Source organism: Microbulbifer pacificus (genome assembly GCF_002959965.1).
Taxonomy (GTDB): Bacteria; Pseudomonadota; Gammaproteobacteria; order Pseudomonadales; family Cellvibrionaceae; genus Microbulbifer; species Microbulbifer pacificus_A.
In genome coordinates, this window is the sequence record NZ_PREV01000027.1 from 201,825 (window position 1) to 216,961 (window position 15,137).

Sequence of the window (15,137 nt, forward strand, 5' to 3'; positions counted from 1 at the left end):
GCTCTCGTCCCACCCCGTACAGTCGGCGCGATCAGCGGCCGAATCTGCGTTCATTCTGATTGATTATGTGGTGAGGGTGAACGCAAGCTTTTGGCTAAAAAAAGTACGATCACCCAAGGCGAGGTTTATATCTTAGTTCCGCTTGGGTGACAAGAGAGTCAGGTGAGGGTCGCTGTGATCCTGGTCGAGTCCAAGCGCCGCGGCGATGGCGGAGAGTGTGCTTTCCGGGTCCGTCAGTTCGAAGGTGCCGGAGAGGGTGCGGTCGCCCACGGCGGGCGCCGCGGCTGCCGGTACCTTTAGATAGCGGTTCAGCTCTTCCAGCGCTTCATTGAGCGGTGTTTCGTCAAATACCAGTTGGCCCTGTGTCCAGTCGAGGGCTTCCTCTTCGGAGGTGCGACCGACATCCGACAGCCCGCTGCCAGAAACACTGACCTTCTGGTTTCGTGTAAGTTTGACCGACTCGGGCTGCAGGCCACTGGCAGTGCGGGCCTCACTGACTGCCACGGTGCCACCGGTAACAGAAACACGGGTATTGTCGGGATTGCGTTCCACGTTGAACTGAGTGCCGAGCACGCGAATATTGGCGCTGCCGGCACTTACCGTGAAGGGGCGCGAGGTTTGGCGGGCCACGTCGAAGTAGGCCTCGCCTCGCAGCAATTTAGTGCGACGCTCTTCCCGGCTGAAATTGACGATCAGCTCGGAGTTGGTATTCAGTTTTACACGGGAGCCGTCAGGCAGGTCGACGGTGCGGATTTCACCGACTGCCGTGGTGTACATCTGCTGTTGCGTTGGCGCCTGTTGCAGCCACTGATTGCCGATCCACAGGGCAATTCCAAGACAGGCCGCGACGGCGCTGCCGCCCATCAGCCACTGGGGTAGATTCCAGCCATCACTGGCAGATTCCACGGCAGCAGTGGGGGTGGAGTGCCTATGGCGAATTGCAGGGGTAGAGGGGCGGTGGCGGGCGGTAGGCACGCTTTCCGGGTAAAGTTCGTCCAGTGGCAGACGCGAAAGCACACCCAGATCACCCCAGAGTTCAGCCATTTCATCGAAGGCTGTACGGTTGCTCGGAGATTCGGCTATCCAGCGGGCAAACGCGCGGCGGTCAGCATCACTGAGCGCGTCGGAACGCAGGCGCGCGATCCAGGCGCACGCCTGATCCTGCCTGTCTTCCGTTGGTACGTCTTGTACTTCCTGAGGGTTCACCGCACTGATACCTTGTTTTCCGATAACCTGTTGATCTGCCTGTCAGAGCTGTCATTTGGGAGGTAGGTGCCTTTTCGCTAGCCTCAGCCGCCTGATTGCACCAATATGGTGCTTCCAGATAGCGTTCAAATCAACAACTGTGAGCGTCCTGTGCAATTTTTGCGATAAATCGCCAAAAAATTTAGCACAAAATTCTGACGGAGTCCGTTTTTTCTTCTGCGGATACCGCTGCATATAGATAAGACGAGCCGCCGCTGCTATCCCTCAAATAATTTTTCCGATTATTGCTGCACCGCAGTGCGTTCATGCGCCAGCGTGCGCCAGTCTGGTTCAGTGAGGCGGACACTGGCGGATTATGGCCCCATTTGCCGTCGCTATCCGGGCGGCCGAGCCTGAGGAGAATGAGGTTGATGATTGTGAGAGTCGCTGTGAACTCAGAAGTTTCCGGTCTTCTGCCGGCAGACCTTCAGTGCCTGCAATATGTACTTCTCCACACTACTGACGGATATGTTCATATCTTCCGCAATTTCCGTGTAGGAGAGTCCGCGATTGCGGTGTAGCAGGAATGCCTGGCGGCATTTAAGTGGCAGGCTGTCCATGGCCTCGTGGATGGCCTGGAGTTGCTGGCGGGCAGCGAGCACCCGCTCAGGCGAGTGGTGATCAGCCTGATCGTCTTCGCCGGTGCTGTCGACGGGTAGCTGTTGGCTGACATAGTCGATATGCAATTTCCCTCGGCGCAGTTGGTCCAGCGCAAGATTGTTTGCAATCTGGAACAGGTAGGCGCGAGGGTTCTCCAGATCCTTCTCCTCCGTGAGGTTCTGCAGGCGCAGATAGGCGTACTGGGCGATGTCTTCGGCGTCTTCGGGGCTGCGCACGATGCGTGTGACAAAACGCACCAGTGCCTGGCCGTGTTCGGCAAACAGCTTCTCCAGAAGTGTCTTCCGGGTTTTATTCATTAGTCAGAGGAATCCCCGTACAGCGCTCTTTGTGATTGTTTTTTTGTGGTTGTTGTCGTTGCTTTGAGTCGGGCCCGGCAAGTTATAACACAGGCGAACAGCAATCGACGAGTGGTCGTTTTGACACGATGAAGTGAGGTAAGCATCCGGCCGCCGCCCCGCGTTTGGTGTGGATGTGGAATCGAGGCGGTGCGAGAAGGTCTTCTGGCGGGTGTCTATTCCTGTGCCGCGATGCCGGTATAATGGCCGACTTCCCGAGTGCCGAGGTCGGCATTTACGTCCAATCAGGGCACCAGAGGGTGCGGAGAACGAATGAGTTATCAAGTACTGGCGCGCAAGTGGCGACCGCGGCTGTTCCGGGAGATGGTTGGCCAGGAGCATGTGCTTCAGGCGCTGATCAATGCCCTGGACAACAACCGCCTGCACCACGCCTACCTGTTTGCCGGTACGCGGGGGGTGGGCAAGACTACCATTGCGCGGATTCTCGCCAAGTGCCTCAATTGTGAAACCGGAGTCAGTTCTGAACCTTGTGGTCAGTGCTCGGTGTGCACCGAGATTGCCGAAGGTCGGTTCGTTGACCTGATAGAGGTGGATGCGGCGTCCCGCACCAAAGTCGAGGATACCCGCGAGTTGCTGGAGAATGTGCAGTACGCGCCGACCCGGGGACGCTACAAAGTGTACCTGATCGACGAAGTGCACATGCTGTCCAACAGCTCCTTCAATGCCCTGCTGAAGACGCTGGAAGAGCCACCCCCCCACGTCAAATTCCTGCTTGCTACCACCGACCCGCAGAAACTGCCGGTGACCGTGCTTTCCCGTTGTCTCCAGTTCAACCTGAAGAATATGAGCCCGGAGCGCGTGGTTGAGCACCTGCGCTTTGTGCTGGAAAAAGAGCTGGTGCCGTTCGAAGAGGCCGCCCTGTGGCTGCTCGGACGCGCCGCCGATGGCAGTATGCGCGATGCCATGAGTCTCACTGATCAGGCCATCGCCTTTGGCGGTGGCAAGATCAGCGAGGCGGAAGTGCGGGCCATGCTCGGTACCCTGGACAGCGCGCTCGTCTGGAAACTGGTGCAGGCGCTGGCGGACGAAAATCCGACGGCGCTGTTTGCCGCGGTGAACGATCTTTCCGAACATGCGCCGGATTACAGTGCCGCTCTGGCGGAACTCGCGTCCATCCTGCACCGTATCGCCATCGCTCAGGTGTTGCCCGAGGCGATCGACAACGCGCTGGGAGATGCCGAACAGCTGCAGCGCCACGCGGCCAACATCGCCAGTGAAAACGTGCAGCTTTTCTATCAGATGGCACTGCTTGCTCGGCGGGACCTGCCGCTGGCACCGGACCCCCGCGGGGGCTTTGAAATGGCACTGCTGCGGATGTTGGCGTTCAAACCGCAGGGGGTCGCCAATATTCCAACTGCCCGCCTCGCGGGTGCCGGTCAGTCAGCTGAGAGCGAGCCTGCGCCAAAAGTTACAGCGCCACAGCCGGCAACGGAACCGTCGCCAGCACCCGTAGCGCGCGAACCCTCTGTTCGGGCACCGGCAGATGTGGCGGTGCCCGCCAGCGCGTCCGGGGGTGAAGAAACGGTCCGGTCAATATCCCAGTCCGCGCCGCCGCAGGACGATACTCCGCCGTGGGATGAAGAACCCGGGTATGAGTCTGTAGAGCGTGAGGCGCCGCAGCGTCTTGAAAACGTACCGCACGCGTTTGAGGGCAACAGCTCGACGGATCGGGGCGACAGCGAAAAAAAGCCCGCAACTGAAGTCGCCCCGCAGCCCCCTGCGGCGGTACTGGCCGCGCCTGTATCCGCCACGGCCGCAGAAGGGAAGGCTATCTCTACTGAGGCGGCGGCCGATGACCGCGCAGCACTGCGCGATCGGCTGCGGCAGCAGGTAGCGGAGGTGCAGGCGGTGCCGGCACCCGCACCGCCCCCAGCGCCGCCCCCGTCTAGAGCACCCGCACCGGCTGTGCCGCCGGCGCGACTGGATGCGCTCTCCCCTGGCAGTTGGCCCGCCATGTACCCACAGATCGGCGTGACTGGCATCCTTCACTCCATCGCCTCGCACCTGGAGTTGCAGGGGCGGCAGGACAATATACTCTCCTTTACCCTGGATCAGTCTTTCAGCAGTCTCTACGACGACGGTCATCAGCGGCGGCTCGCGGATGTGCTTGGAGATTTTTTCGGTCAGCCGGTAAGCGTTCACATTCAGGTGGGGGAAATCCACGGTGGTACGCCGGCTCGATTGGTTGCGGCTACCCGCGAGGCACAACTGCTCTCCGCCCGCGATGCGCTCAACAGGGACCCTCTGGTACAGGACCTGCAGGCGGAACTCGGCGCGCGCTTGGTGCCAGAGTCGGTGGAATACCTGGGCTGAATCAGCCCGCGCATGTTGAACGAATGGATGAAGGGGGGATTCCCATGATGAAAGGTTTCGGCGATTTAATGCAGCAGGCCCAGAAGATGCAGGCCGACATGCAAGAACGCATGGAAAAAATCCAAAAGGAGCTGAGTGACCTGCGGGTGACCGGTGAATCCGGCGCGGGTATGGTGAAGGTCACCATGAATGGTCGTCATGATGTGGTGGATGTCAACATCGATCAGAGTCTGCTCGGCGAAGACAAGGAAATGCTCGAGGATCTATTGGCCGCCGCGGTGAACGACACAGTGCGCCGGGTGGAAGAGGCTGCGCAGAAGGTCCAGAAAGATCAGATGGGCGGTCTCGCAGCGGGAATGAACCTGCCGGAAGGTTTCAAATTTCCCTTCGGTTGACCTGTTTACCGAGCGTCCTCTCCGCATACCGGGCCCCGATCGGGCCCTTTTTGTTAGTGACTCCTTTGTGATTGAACCGGCGTGCCTGATAAATGTTTAGCCCTTTGATTGAAGACCTGATTCGTGCGCTGCGCTGCCTGCCTGGTGTAGGCCCCAAGTCCGCCCAGCGTATGGCCATGTACCTGCTGGAAAAAGACCGCGATGCGGCCGGCCTGCTCGCGTACTCGTTGCAGCAGGCGGTGGACAAAGTGGGCCGCTGCGGTCGCTGTCGCACACTCACCGAGCAGCCGGTATGCGCCCTGTGCAACAACCCTCGGCGGGATCACGCACTGCTGTGTGTGGTGGAAACCCCGGCAGATGTGCTGGCTATCGAACAGGCGGGTAACTACCACGGTGTGTATTTTGTATTGCATGGCCATCTTTCTCCCATTGATGGCGTGGGGCCTGCGGACCTTGGGCTGGATCTGCTGGGAGAGCGCCTGAGTGAGCAGCACGAGGGGCGTATTACCGAGCTGATCATCGCGACCAACCCCACCGTGGAAGGCGAAGCCACTGCTCAGTTCATCGCCGAGCGCGCCCGCGCCAAAGGGGTCCAGGTCAGTCGTATCGCCCACGGCGTACCCATCGGGGGTGAACTGGAATACATCGACGGCGGCACTCTGGCGCACGCCTTCAATAGCCGCACCGCACTTTAATCTGGTGTTCTGATGCCTGAACAAACCAACAAGCAACTGGTCGATACCACGCCTATCTGGGTGGACAGCACAGAGCATCTGGCGGAACTCTGTGCCCGCTGGCGTACCCAGGGTGCCGTCGCGCTGGATACCGAATTCATGCGCAGCCGCACCTTCTATCCGCTGCCGGCACTGGTACAGGTGGGGGATGGAAAACACTGCTATCTGATTGACAATCTCGCTATCGACAATCTCGAGCCGCTGAAAGAACTGCTGCTGGACACCCGAGTGGTCAAGGTTATGCACTCCTGCAGCGAGGACCTGGAAACCTTGGACCGACTGCTCGGTGCCGTCCCTGATCCGATTTTCGACACCCAGGTAGCCGCTGCCGTGAGCGGCATGGGGGCGGGCCTCGGCTACGCCGCCACCGTGCAGCAGCTGCTGCAGATTGAACTGCCGAAAAGCGAGACTCGCTCCGACTGGCTGCAGCGGCCACTCAGCGATTCCCAGAAAAACTACGCCGCGCTCGACGTTGCCTGGCTGCCACTGATTTATGGCATGTTGCTGAAAAAACTGCGCGAGCAGGAGCGCCTGGGCTGGTTGCGGGAAGACTGTGCCGCGATCGTCCGTTCCGCGCGCCAGGTGGAAGCGCCGGAACTCTACTATCTCAAGGTCAAAGGCGCCTGGCGCCTGCGCCAGAAGCAGCTCGCGGTACTACAGGATCTGTGTGCCTGGCGCGAGCGCGAAGCGCGCGAGCGGGATATACCGCGCAATCACTTGCTGAAAGAAAATGTCTGTCTTGGTCTTGCGCAGTCGATGCCGAAACATCTCGCCACTTTGGGGCAACCCGGGCTCGAGGGTAAAACCATACGCAAATACGGTGAGATTCTGCTGCAAATTATCGCTCGCGCCAGCGAGCGAACCGATCTGCCACCGCGCATGCCCATGCCGCTGAACCGAGAGCAGGGTGAAGAGCTCAAACTCCTGCGGCAGAAGGTCACCGAGCTCGCCGAAGCGGCGGGCCTGCCGCCGGAAATTCTGGTGCGCAAAAAAGAGCTGGAGAATCTGGTGCAGGCGCAAAAACCCATGCTGGAGGGACGTCTCCTGGGGTGGCGCCGCGCGGTCGTTGGTGAACCGCTACTGGCAGAATTGAACAAATTGAGAAACGCCTGATGAAATTTCTTTGCGATATTTACCGCAGCCCGCGCAAGGATGAAATGTATCTGTACGTGCAGAAGCAGGACGGCTTGTCCAAAGTGCCGGAACATCTGCGGCAACTGTTCGGAACACCGGCACATGTCACCACCATGCTGATCACACCCGAGCGTACACTGGCGCGCGCAGATGTGCAGAAGGTCATGAACGCGCTGCAGGATCAAGGCTACTATCTGCAGATGCCGCCGGCGCAGGATGACGAAATGCGGGCAATTGCCGCGCAGAACAGTAAACTGCCTCGCGGCTGACACCGGAGTCGCAAACGTGGTAAGCCAACGACCGTTCTGGCAGCGCAAGTCCCTCGCGGAAATGACCGCGGCGGAATGGGAATCCATCTGTGACGGCTGCGGTCGCTGCTGCCTGCATCGCCTCGAGGATGAGGATACCGGCGAGGTCTATACCACCCGTGTGGCCTGCAAGCTGCTGGATACCCATAGCTGTCGCTGCAGCGATTACTCGCGGCGCAAGCAGAAGGTGCCAGACTGTATCCAGCTGACCCCGGAAGATGCCACCAGCTTTGATTGGCTCCCCGCCACCTGTGCCTATCGCATACTGGCCCGGGGCGATCAGTTGCCGGAGTGGCACCCACTGGTTTCCGGCGATCCGGAATCGGTGCACCACGCGGGCATTTCTGTGCGGGATCAGGTGATCAGCGAGGAGCTGGTACACCCGGACGACTATGAAGATCATATCGTCGTCTGGATCGGCGACAACTGAGCGATATCCATTTGGCAACACAAACGAACGATCAATAAGCGAAAAACAATGGCAGAAGAATTCAAAATGGCCTGGGCAGTGTATGCCGGTGGTGTCGTGGTACTGCTGGTCGCGGGCTGGTGGTTTATGCGCAACTGGCGCTGGTCGTGGCTGCGCCAGTTGATTCTGCTGGAAGCGGCCATCGTGTTACTGGTACCGGCCCGGGGTACCATACCGGATGCACCGCTGACACCCCTCCTGCCACTGTTCATGTACCAGACGGTGTTTGAGGAAAAAGGCGTGTCAGCGGAGGTAGCGGCAAGTCTGGTGTTCGCTGCCGGTGGCGCCTTTGCGGTAATGGTGATCATCGGCATCATCACCCTGATGCTTGGCCGTCGCAAAGATCGCCCAATGACTGAAAGCGACCAGTACTGAGTATTTCGTTCCCTGTCACTACGCCAGTTGTCGACTCATGCGGTAACTGGCGCCATTCCCCTCACGCGGACCGCTCCTCCAGCCGCTGAGTTCCCAGGATACTGCTATATCTATTAGAGCCCGCAGCAATCCCTCCCATGGTCGGGAGTTTTGGCAGTGCGGCGCCGAATGGCACGCTGGTATGTCCAGCAGGCACATTTCAAAAGTCGGACTCAAAGCCCGCAAGAACAACGGACAAACACAAAGTGCCTTCAGTGGCGTTTTCTGTGCATGGAATGAAGGGACAGGGATGCTCGACCACTTGCTAATTCTGACCGCGGTCATGCTGGTCTCCGGTATTCTCGGCGGCCTGGTCAACTACTATCAGATGCTGTTCACCGAAGAAGACCCTGCCGGTCTCGCCCGTTGTCTGATCATGGGCCTGTGCGGGGCACTGATGGTGCCGATTTTTCTCAAGTTCACCCAGAGTGACCTGCTGATTGAAATTCAGGGTGATCCTTCACGCTTGCTGATTTTCACCGGCTACTGCCTGCTCGCAGCCATTGCTTCACGCATGTTTGTATTCAATGCCGCTCGCCGCCAGTTACGGGACGCGAGTATCGCGCGCGCACGGGTGGAAAACCTGGAGCAGGAGATCCGTGCCATGCAGCTGGAAATGATGCCGCTGCTCGAACACGAGATCGAAGGTGATCCGGATCAGGGGCCGACGCTGGACTTTAACCAGATCCGCAAGCTCGACGACAACGCCCTGCATGTACTTAGCCTGTTGAACAACGGCGACTGTGTATTCCGCTCGCTGGCCGGTATGGTGCAGGAGGGCGACATGGAAACGAATTCCGTGGCCCGCGCCCTGAACAGCCTGCTGGTTCTGGAAATGGTGGGCAAAATCCACAGCCACCTGGGCATCCGCTGGTATATCACCGACAAGGGGCGCCAGGTAGTCCGCCGCCGCCGCGCCCAGGTCGCTTAACCAGGTCGCTTAAATAGGGCGTGTAAGCCGCCCACCCCCTCTGTCACCGTCATTTCTGACTCAATTTCCCCATGTGGTCGCATCCGGTGCGGGTGCGGCCACTGCCGTCATTCAATCTGACCGATTCCGCCTTTGGCCCGTTTCCGGGGTTCCTTTACCATGGGTGTTTTTCGACCCATGGGAATTCGGAGCAGCCATGAAATTCACCGGAACCGACAGTTATGTCGCCACTGACGACCTGCAGATGGCGGTGGACGCGGCGGTTACCCTGCAGCGCCCGCTGCTGATCAAGGGCGAACCGGGCACGGGTAAAACCCTGCTGGCAGAGGAGGTGGCGCGCAGCCTTGGCCTCAAACTGATCCAGTGGCACATCAAGTCCACCACCAAGGCCCAGCAGGGGCTGTACGAATACGATGCGGTGTCGCGCCTGCGGGATTCCCAGTTGGGAGTGGACCGGGTTCACGATATCGGCAATTACATCAAGAAGGGCAAACTGTGGGAGGCCTTTGCGGCCGACGAGCGGGTGGTGCTACTGATTGATGAGATTGATAAGGCGGATATTGAATTCCCCAACGACTTGCTGGTGGAAATCGACCGGATGCAGTTTTTTGTGTACGAAACCGGTGAAACCATCACCGCGAAACACCGTCCGATCGTGATTATTACTTCCAACAATGAAAAAGAACTGCCGGATGCCTTCCTGCGCCGCTGCTTTTTCCACTACATCAGTTTCCCGGATCGCGCGACGATGCAGAAGATCGTGGATGTGCACTACCCGGATATCAAGCAACAGCTGGTGGCTGAGGCGATGGATATTTTCTTCCAGATCCGCGAGGTACCGGGCCTGAAGAAAAAACCTTCCACGTCGGAGCTGATCGACTGGCTGAAGCTGTTGCTGGCGGACGATATCCCCGAGGAAGTGCTGAAAAATCGCGACGCCAAATCGGCGATTCCTCCGCTTTACGGTGCGCTGCTCAAGAACGAACAGGACGTGCATATGTTGGAGCGTCTGGCGTTCATGGCACGTAGAGACGGTCGCTAATTCTTCACATGTAGGAGCCTGCTTGCAGGCGAACCCTTTGCGGATGTTCGCCTGCAAGCAGGCTCCTACAGGTATCGCTAACACCCGCGGGGAAACCCAATGCTCATCGGCTTTTTCCTGAACCTCCGTCGCTATCAGCTCCCGGTTTCTATCACCGAGTTGCTGTCGTTGCTCGAGGCCATACAGCAGCGGTTGGTTTACGCGAACCTGGACGAGTTTTACTTCCTCGCCCGTACCTGCCTGATCAAAGACGAAAAGCACTTCGACAAGTTCGACCGCGCCTTCGCCGCCTATTTCAAAGACCTGGAAACCCTCGACGATATTCTTGAGCAAATGATTCCGGAGGACTGGCTGCGGGCGGAGTTCCTGAAGCAGCTATCTGACGAAGAGAAGGCAAAGATCGAGTCCATGGGTGGGCTGGAAAAAATGCTGGAGGAATTCAAGAAGCGTCTTGAAGAGCAGAAAGAGCGACACAGCGGCGGCAATAAGTGGATTGGTACTGGCGGTACCAGTCCGTTTGGCAACAGCGGCTACCATCCTGGTGGTATTCGCGTCGGTGGCGAGAGCCGCAACAAGTCCGCATCCAAGGTGTGGGAAAAGCGCCAGTTCCGTAATCTGGACGACAGTATCAGTCTCGGCACCCGCAATATCCAGGTGGCCCTGCGCAAGCTGCGCAAGTTCGCCCGCACCGGCGCGGCGGAAGAGCTGGACCTCAACGACACCATCCGCTCCACTGCCCGCAACGCGGGTCTGTTGGATATAAAAATGGTGCCGGAGCGGCACAATGCGGTGAAGGTGCTGATCTTTTTCGACGTGGGGGGGTCCATGGATCCCTACGTAAAGCAGTGCGAAGAACTTTTCTCGGCGTGTCGCAGTGAATTCAAGCACCTGGAATATTTTTATTTCCACAACTTCATTTACGAACACGTGTGGAAAGACAACGTACGCCGCTACAGCGAATCCACTCCATTAGTAGAGGTCCTTCGCACCTACGGAAAGGATTACAAGGTGATTTTCGTCGGCGACGCGGCCATGGCCCCTTACGAAATCACCAGCCGTTACGGCAGTGTCGAACACATGAATGAAGAACCTGGTGCGGCCTGGATGCAGCGGGTGACCAATACCTATGAAAAACTCGTCTGGCTGAACCCCACCGCTGAAGAGTACTGGCAGTATACCGGCAGTATTGGCCTGACCCAGCGACTCGTTAACGGACACATGTACCCGATGACAATTGAGGGACTAGATCGGGCCATTGCTTATCTGGTGAAGGGGCGCTGAACAAAGGCGACAGTGGTGGCAACGCACCTAATGCTTGTCTGGGTCTTCAGGTAGGCAATCCGGCGGTGCAGGGCGCTGACGCACGACCGGTTACAACCCTCTCTGCAAATTCAAATGTGTTATTAACCCGGCAACGCTTTACGTGAACGGGTTAATGCAGCACATTGCTATATCTGGTTAATAAGTTCCAGTATTCACATTGATCGCTTCACGGAATATGACACAGTTCTGCCGTTCTGCACTCGCGTGGATAATTTGGGAAGTGCGTACTACCTCAATCCCGGCGACCGAATCGAATCTCAGGCTCACCGATGTCACCCCGATATCCGGATGAAACCGAAGCCTCGTGAAAAAGTCGATTTCAGCCAAAGCAAAGATATCCCACCCGCGTCACTTGAGGATGCCGTCACCCGCCTTAACACCACGGCTGACGAGATTGCTCACAACGACTACGAGCCCAAGTACACAGATGTCGAGTAGACGCTGATGTTTTTCTCTAAATCCAAATGTGTTAATTTCCGGCGCTTAAAATGATCACCACACGGAATATGACACGGATATGTCGTTCTGCACCCTCACGGATAATCTGGGAAATACGTACCAACTTACCTCCGGCGACCAGATAGCATCTCTGGCCACAGCGGATTATTTCACAGCGATAGTAGCGCTCGGTCGTATTGACTACCTCCAGTTATCAGCCGCGGAAGATCAGTTGTTCCACTTTTGTGGCGGAGACATTGAGCGGAGCCTCTTCGGCCATCCGGGGCCAGGCTGGCAGGATGTGGATTCCGTGGGAATTTTCAGTAGTCAGGCGCACCATCCTCATATCGGCATTGGTTTTTTGCCCGGCCGGTGGCCGCGGATTCTCGATGCCATTTATCGGGGAAACCTCCGGTTTATCCAGACCGACAGCGCGCAAAAAACCGGAAAAGAACAGCCGCAAGACGCCCGCAACCTTCTGCGGGTGAAGATTCGCCAGGCACTGCTTGCGATTGTCGCGGCCGAAAGAGCCGAAGCCGCGCAACACACCAGGCAACTTCGGCAGGAAACGTCGATTAATCGCGGGCTGATTTATACCGGCGCCTTCCTCACTGGCCTGTGGCAGGCGGGAGAGGGCTTTGCACAGTGGCTGAAAGACGTCAACGATGTAATGAGCCCACTGCAACGCAGTCTGCGGGGCGTACAAGCCGCTTACCGGGCATCGCAGCGCAGCGATAATGGCGAAAACCTGCTGGAAGCCTACCGCGATGAAATCCTCACCGCAGAAAAGCGGGAAATCGTGCAGGTACTCGGCTTCGACCCCACCGCCATTACCCGCGAACAGTTCCAACACGCCACGGAACTCGCCGATCTGATCTGGGGCGATCCCGCCCTGCAAGCCGATCTCCGGCACTTCGTCAAAGATTACGTCAAAGCCCAGCACGCCATTGAAATCACAGAATTCTCCGGTGCCGCGGCGTTTGAAGTCCTGTTCACCATACTCCTCGCAGCGGTTACCGCCGGCGCCGGCCTCGCCGCCAGCGCCGCGAGCCTGACCCGGTACTTTGCCAGGTTCCGCAAAGTGGGGCAGTTGCTGCTGGAGTTTGGAGAGCAGACCAAAAAAGCCAGAATGCTCAGGGATCGCCATGCCGCGGCCAAACAAGCACCCGGCTTCGAGGACTTTGAACGTCTCGGCGAGGTGGAAATTCCCATCATCAAGCCGCCGGCGTCCCGCGTACCAAAGCGGCCCCCGGGACTGCACAATCGGGCGTGGGATGACATCGAGGTGCAGAAGTTCAAAACCCGCCGCGAAGTGGATATGGATAATTTGTCAGCAGAGGAAAAAGCTGCCAAAGATGCACTCGCAAAGCAGGATCGAACGGACGAAGATTTCGAACAGCTGCTGAGCTCCGGTGACAGCTTTAAGACAAGGCAGCTCCAACCGGGAGACAAACTCTATGGTTTCGACAGTCAAAGCAACCCTTATGGTACCAAGAACCAGAAGTCCATGTACTGGACCGATGAGGCTGGCTATCAAGATGTCAAAAGCAAGTTCTATAAAGATGGTGTTTGGGACAGAGAGGGCGTCAAAAACTACCTGGCTTTACCCTGTTACAACCGCGCTGACGTGATCGACACCGCGACTGTGACTCAACCTCATACTGCCGTGGAATCCACTATAGGCATCGCCACAGAACAGATCGGTTATACCGAGGGCAGCTACTCTACGGGCATGTTAGGTAAAATCATGTCTGGCGGAGGATCACAAATTACCCCAGATAGCAAAGCCATTTCTACCGTAACACGTCTCACAGGAACGCCGTAATGACGTTTAAACAAGAAATCTACCGGGACATCAACGAGAACTGTGATGTTGTTCTTAATCTCTTGAAGGGCCAGCCCGTCACGAACGACACTGCGGAGGGTCGCATGATCTACCAATGTCGTTGGCTCAAGCAGCAGGTCGCTGCTGATGCATTGACATTCCCTGTAAATGATTACGTGCATACGCTGAAGCATGTTTCTGCTGAAAGGCTTCTGGAGCATCTCGCCAGCTCGCCTGATCTCTATCTGGAGGAGATTGGTATTTACTTATATCGTTTGCTGAAACTAACAAAAGGGAAGCTCCTCCTTAAATCTGAGTACTATCGCTATGCTCTTCGCTGCATTGAAGAGCTTGTTAGCGTGCTAGTACATACGACTCGTCCGCTGTCGCTGTTCGAACAGAGAGCAATTGCAGAATTGACTCATCTGAAGCAGGAATTAGCCTCAGGCATGATCGAACCACCACTAATGCATTATTATCCTGATTACCCAAATTTCAGGGAGGTGAATATGTCAAAAATCTCAATTGACGACTTACCAAATGGTGAGTTTTTAACGAAAATCGTTGCTAACCTACTCTTTGAAGGTATTCGTCCAGATACGTGGGTTACTCCGGATGCGGCAGACAAGGAAACGACCAACCTATGGCGGTAAATCGTGCAGCCTGAGTGACTCCTGCAACCTCGGTCACATCGGTGCCCGACGCCGAAGCAGCATGGAGCAACGTCGCTTTCGAAGACGTAACTACTCCATAGGCCGATGGGCAAGATCATGCCAGGCGGAGGATCGCAGATCACGCTTGATAGCAACGCCATATCTACCGTAACGCGCTTAACCAGAACTCACTAATGAGCTTCAAGCAAGAGATTTACCAAGACATAAATGATAATTGTGACATCCTTTTAAATTTCCTGAAGGATGAAACTCGAACCAACGATACTGCGGCTGGCAGGATGATTTACCAATGTCGCTGGCTCAAAGAGCAGGTGGCTGCAAATACGCTGAGATTTCCTGTCAACGACTATCTCCATACGCTCAAGCACGTTTCTGCAGAAAGGCTCCTGGAATATCTGGCGAGTTCACCTGATCGTTATGACGAGGAGATCGGCATTCATTTTTATCGTTTGCTGAAAGCAGTAAAAGGGAATCTTCTTCTTAAGCCAACCTACTACCCTTATACCATTCGTTGTATTGAGGCTCTACTTGATCTGCTACAGCATCCCACGCGGTCTCTCGATCAGTACGAGCGAGGTCTGACTGACGAACTCCTAGGAATCAAGCAGGGTTTAGCCGCCTGCAGTATTGAATCACCGCTGATGAGTTACTTGCCTGACTACCCAAATTTCGAAAAGTTTACCGTATTTATGAAAGTACTTTAGACGACATTGCAGGCGCAAATTGGCTGACGGAAACAATAGCGGAAGCCATCTTCGAGGGTGTACGCCCAGATTCCTGGATTACTCCTCAAGACGCAGATATGGAAACAGCCAACTTGCGAAGGTAATTCGACTTCGAGATGCTTTTTTACCGAGCCACGGAACTCACCGACCTGATCTGGGAAGCCCCTGCCCTCCAAGGACACAGACGCCG

General features: G+C 56.8%; 15 protein-coding genes. 13 read left to right on the plus strand and 2 right to left on the minus strand.

Features of this window, described 5'->3' with window-relative positions; translation table 11 throughout:
- Nucleotides 1-132 precede the first annotated feature (132 nt).
- A complete protein-coding gene (locus tag C3938_RS11660) occupies nt 133-1,206 on the minus strand; it encodes a FecR family protein (protein ID WP_105103474.1) in 1,074 nt (357 codons plus the stop codon).
- Nucleotides 1,207-1,640: 434 nt separating this feature from the next.
- Entirely contained in the window at nt 1,641-2,162 is a 522-nt protein-coding gene (locus tag C3938_RS11665) for an RNA polymerase sigma factor (protein ID WP_105103475.1), read from the minus strand.
- Nucleotides 2,163-2,474: 312 nt separating this feature from the next.
- On the opposite strand from C3938_RS11665, the gene dnaX reads away from it, so the two are divergent.
- The 13 genes from dnaX to C3938_RS11730 all read left to right on the plus strand — a co-directional run bounded on the left by dnaX (nt 2,475) and on the right by C3938_RS11730 (nt 14,926).
- Complete coding sequence (gene dnaX, locus C3938_RS11670; RefSeq protein ID WP_105103476.1) at nt 2,475-4,535, plus strand: DNA polymerase III subunit gamma/tau; 2,061 nt, start codon at nt 2,475-2,477, stop codon at nt 4,533-4,535.
- 47 nt (nt 4,536-4,582) lie between these two features.
- Nucleotides 4,583-4,930 (plus strand): YbaB/EbfC family nucleoid-associated protein, encoded by a 348-nt coding sequence (locus tag C3938_RS11675; RefSeq protein ID WP_199775649.1) that lies wholly within the window; start codon nt 4,583-4,585, stop codon nt 4,928-4,930.
- Between the two features lie 92 nt (nt 4,931-5,022).
- Nucleotides 5,023-5,625 (plus strand): recombination mediator RecR, encoded by a 603-nt coding sequence (recR, locus tag C3938_RS11680; protein WP_105103478.1) that lies wholly within the window; start codon nt 5,023-5,025, stop codon nt 5,623-5,625.
- 12 nt (nt 5,626-5,637) lie between these two features.
- Nucleotides 5,638-6,777 (plus strand): ribonuclease D, encoded by a 1,140-nt coding sequence (gene rnd / locus C3938_RS11685; protein WP_105103479.1) that lies wholly within the window; start codon nt 5,638-5,640, stop codon nt 6,775-6,777.
- The gene (locus C3938_RS11690; RefSeq protein WP_105103480.1) at nt 6,777-7,067 is read left to right on the plus strand and encodes a YcgL domain-containing protein; all 291 of its coding nucleotides are present in this window, start codon (nt 6,777-6,779) and stop codon (nt 7,065-7,067) included. Before rnd ends, C3938_RS11690 begins: the two co-directional genes overlap by 1 nt.
- Before the next feature lie 16 nt (nt 7,068-7,083).
- Nucleotides 7,084-7,536, plus strand: coding sequence for a YcgN family cysteine cluster protein (locus tag C3938_RS11695; RefSeq protein ID WP_267893041.1), 453 nt, complete (start codon nt 7,084-7,086; stop codon nt 7,534-7,536).
- Nucleotides 7,537-7,584: 48 nt separating this feature from the next.
- On the plus strand, nt 7,585-7,950 hold the full coding sequence (locus C3938_RS11700) for a hypothetical protein (protein WP_105103482.1): 366 nt from the start codon (nt 7,585-7,587) through the stop codon (nt 7,948-7,950).
- Nucleotides 7,951-8,239: 289 nt separating this feature from the next.
- On the plus strand, nt 8,240-8,920 hold the full coding sequence (locus C3938_RS11705; RefSeq protein WP_105103483.1) for a YEATS-associated helix-containing protein: 681 nt from the start codon (nt 8,240-8,242) through the stop codon (nt 8,918-8,920).
- A 196-nt stretch (nt 8,921-9,116) separates the two neighbouring features.
- Nucleotides 9,117-9,962: an AAA family ATPase gene (locus tag C3938_RS11710; protein WP_105103484.1), complete on the plus strand. Its 846-nt coding sequence runs from the start codon at nt 9,117-9,119 to the stop codon at nt 9,960-9,962.
- A gap of 99 nt (nt 9,963-10,061) precedes the next feature.
- Nucleotides 10,062-11,243 carry a vWA domain-containing protein gene (locus C3938_RS11715; RefSeq protein ID WP_105103485.1) on the plus strand — a complete coding sequence of 394 codons (1,182 nt, stop codon included), beginning with the start codon at nt 10,062-10,064 and terminating at the stop codon, nt 11,241-11,243.
- 559 nt (nt 11,244-11,802) lie between these two features.
- Complete coding sequence (locus C3938_RS11720; RefSeq protein ID WP_105103486.1) at nt 11,803-13,548, plus strand: hypothetical protein; 1,746 nt, start codon at nt 11,803-11,805, stop codon at nt 13,546-13,548.
- The gene (locus tag C3938_RS11725) at nt 13,548-14,201 is read left to right on the plus strand and encodes a hypothetical protein (RefSeq protein ID WP_105103487.1); all 654 of its coding nucleotides are present in this window, start codon (nt 13,548-13,550) and stop codon (nt 14,199-14,201) included. The genes C3938_RS11720 and C3938_RS11725 overlap by 1 nt, the downstream gene beginning before the upstream one ends.
- Before the next feature lie 194 nt (nt 14,202-14,395).
- On the plus strand, nt 14,396-14,926 hold the full coding sequence (locus tag C3938_RS11730) for a hypothetical protein (protein ID WP_105103488.1): 531 nt from the start codon (nt 14,396-14,398) through the stop codon (nt 14,924-14,926).
- Nucleotides 14,927-15,137: the final 211 nt, after the last annotated feature.

Coding starts and splice junctions, on each gene's coding strand:
- C3938_RS11705 (WP_105103483.1), top strand. CDS start 8,240: ATGCTCGACCACTTGCTAATTCTGACCGCGGTCATGCTGGTCTCCGGT.
- C3938_RS11730 (WP_105103488.1), top strand. CDS start 14,396: ATGAGCTTCAAGCAAGAGATTTACCAAGACATAAATGATAATTGTGAC.
- C3938_RS11725 (WP_105103487.1), top strand. CDS start 13,548: ATGACGTTTAAACAAGAAATCTACCGGGACATCAACGAGAACTGTGAT.
- C3938_RS11690 (WP_105103480.1), top strand. CDS start 6,777: ATGAAATTTCTTTGCGATATTTACCGCAGCCCGCGCAAGGATGAAATG.
- C3938_RS11665 (WP_105103475.1), bottom strand. CDS start 2,162: ATGAATAAAACCCGGAAGACACTTCTGGAGAAGCTGTTTGCCGAACAC.
- recR (WP_105103478.1), top strand. CDS start 5,023: ATGTTTAGCCCTTTGATTGAAGACCTGATTCGTGCGCTGCGCTGCCTG.
- rnd (WP_105103479.1), top strand. CDS start 5,638: ATGCCTGAACAAACCAACAAGCAACTGGTCGATACCACGCCTATCTGG.
- C3938_RS11700 (WP_105103482.1), top strand. CDS start 7,585: ATGGCAGAAGAATTCAAAATGGCCTGGGCAGTGTATGCCGGTGGTGTC.
- C3938_RS11720 (WP_105103486.1), top strand. CDS start 11,803: ATGTCGTTCTGCACCCTCACGGATAATCTGGGAAATACGTACCAACTT.
- C3938_RS11715 (WP_105103485.1), top strand. CDS start 10,062: ATGCTCATCGGCTTTTTCCTGAACCTCCGTCGCTATCAGCTCCCGGTT.
- C3938_RS11675 (WP_199775649.1), top strand. CDS start 4,583: ATGAAAGGTTTCGGCGATTTAATGCAGCAGGCCCAGAAGATGCAGGCC.
- dnaX (WP_105103476.1), top strand. CDS start 2,475: ATGAGTTATCAAGTACTGGCGCGCAAGTGGCGACCGCGGCTGTTCCGG.
- C3938_RS11710 (WP_105103484.1), top strand. CDS start 9,117: ATGAAATTCACCGGAACCGACAGTTATGTCGCCACTGACGACCTGCAG.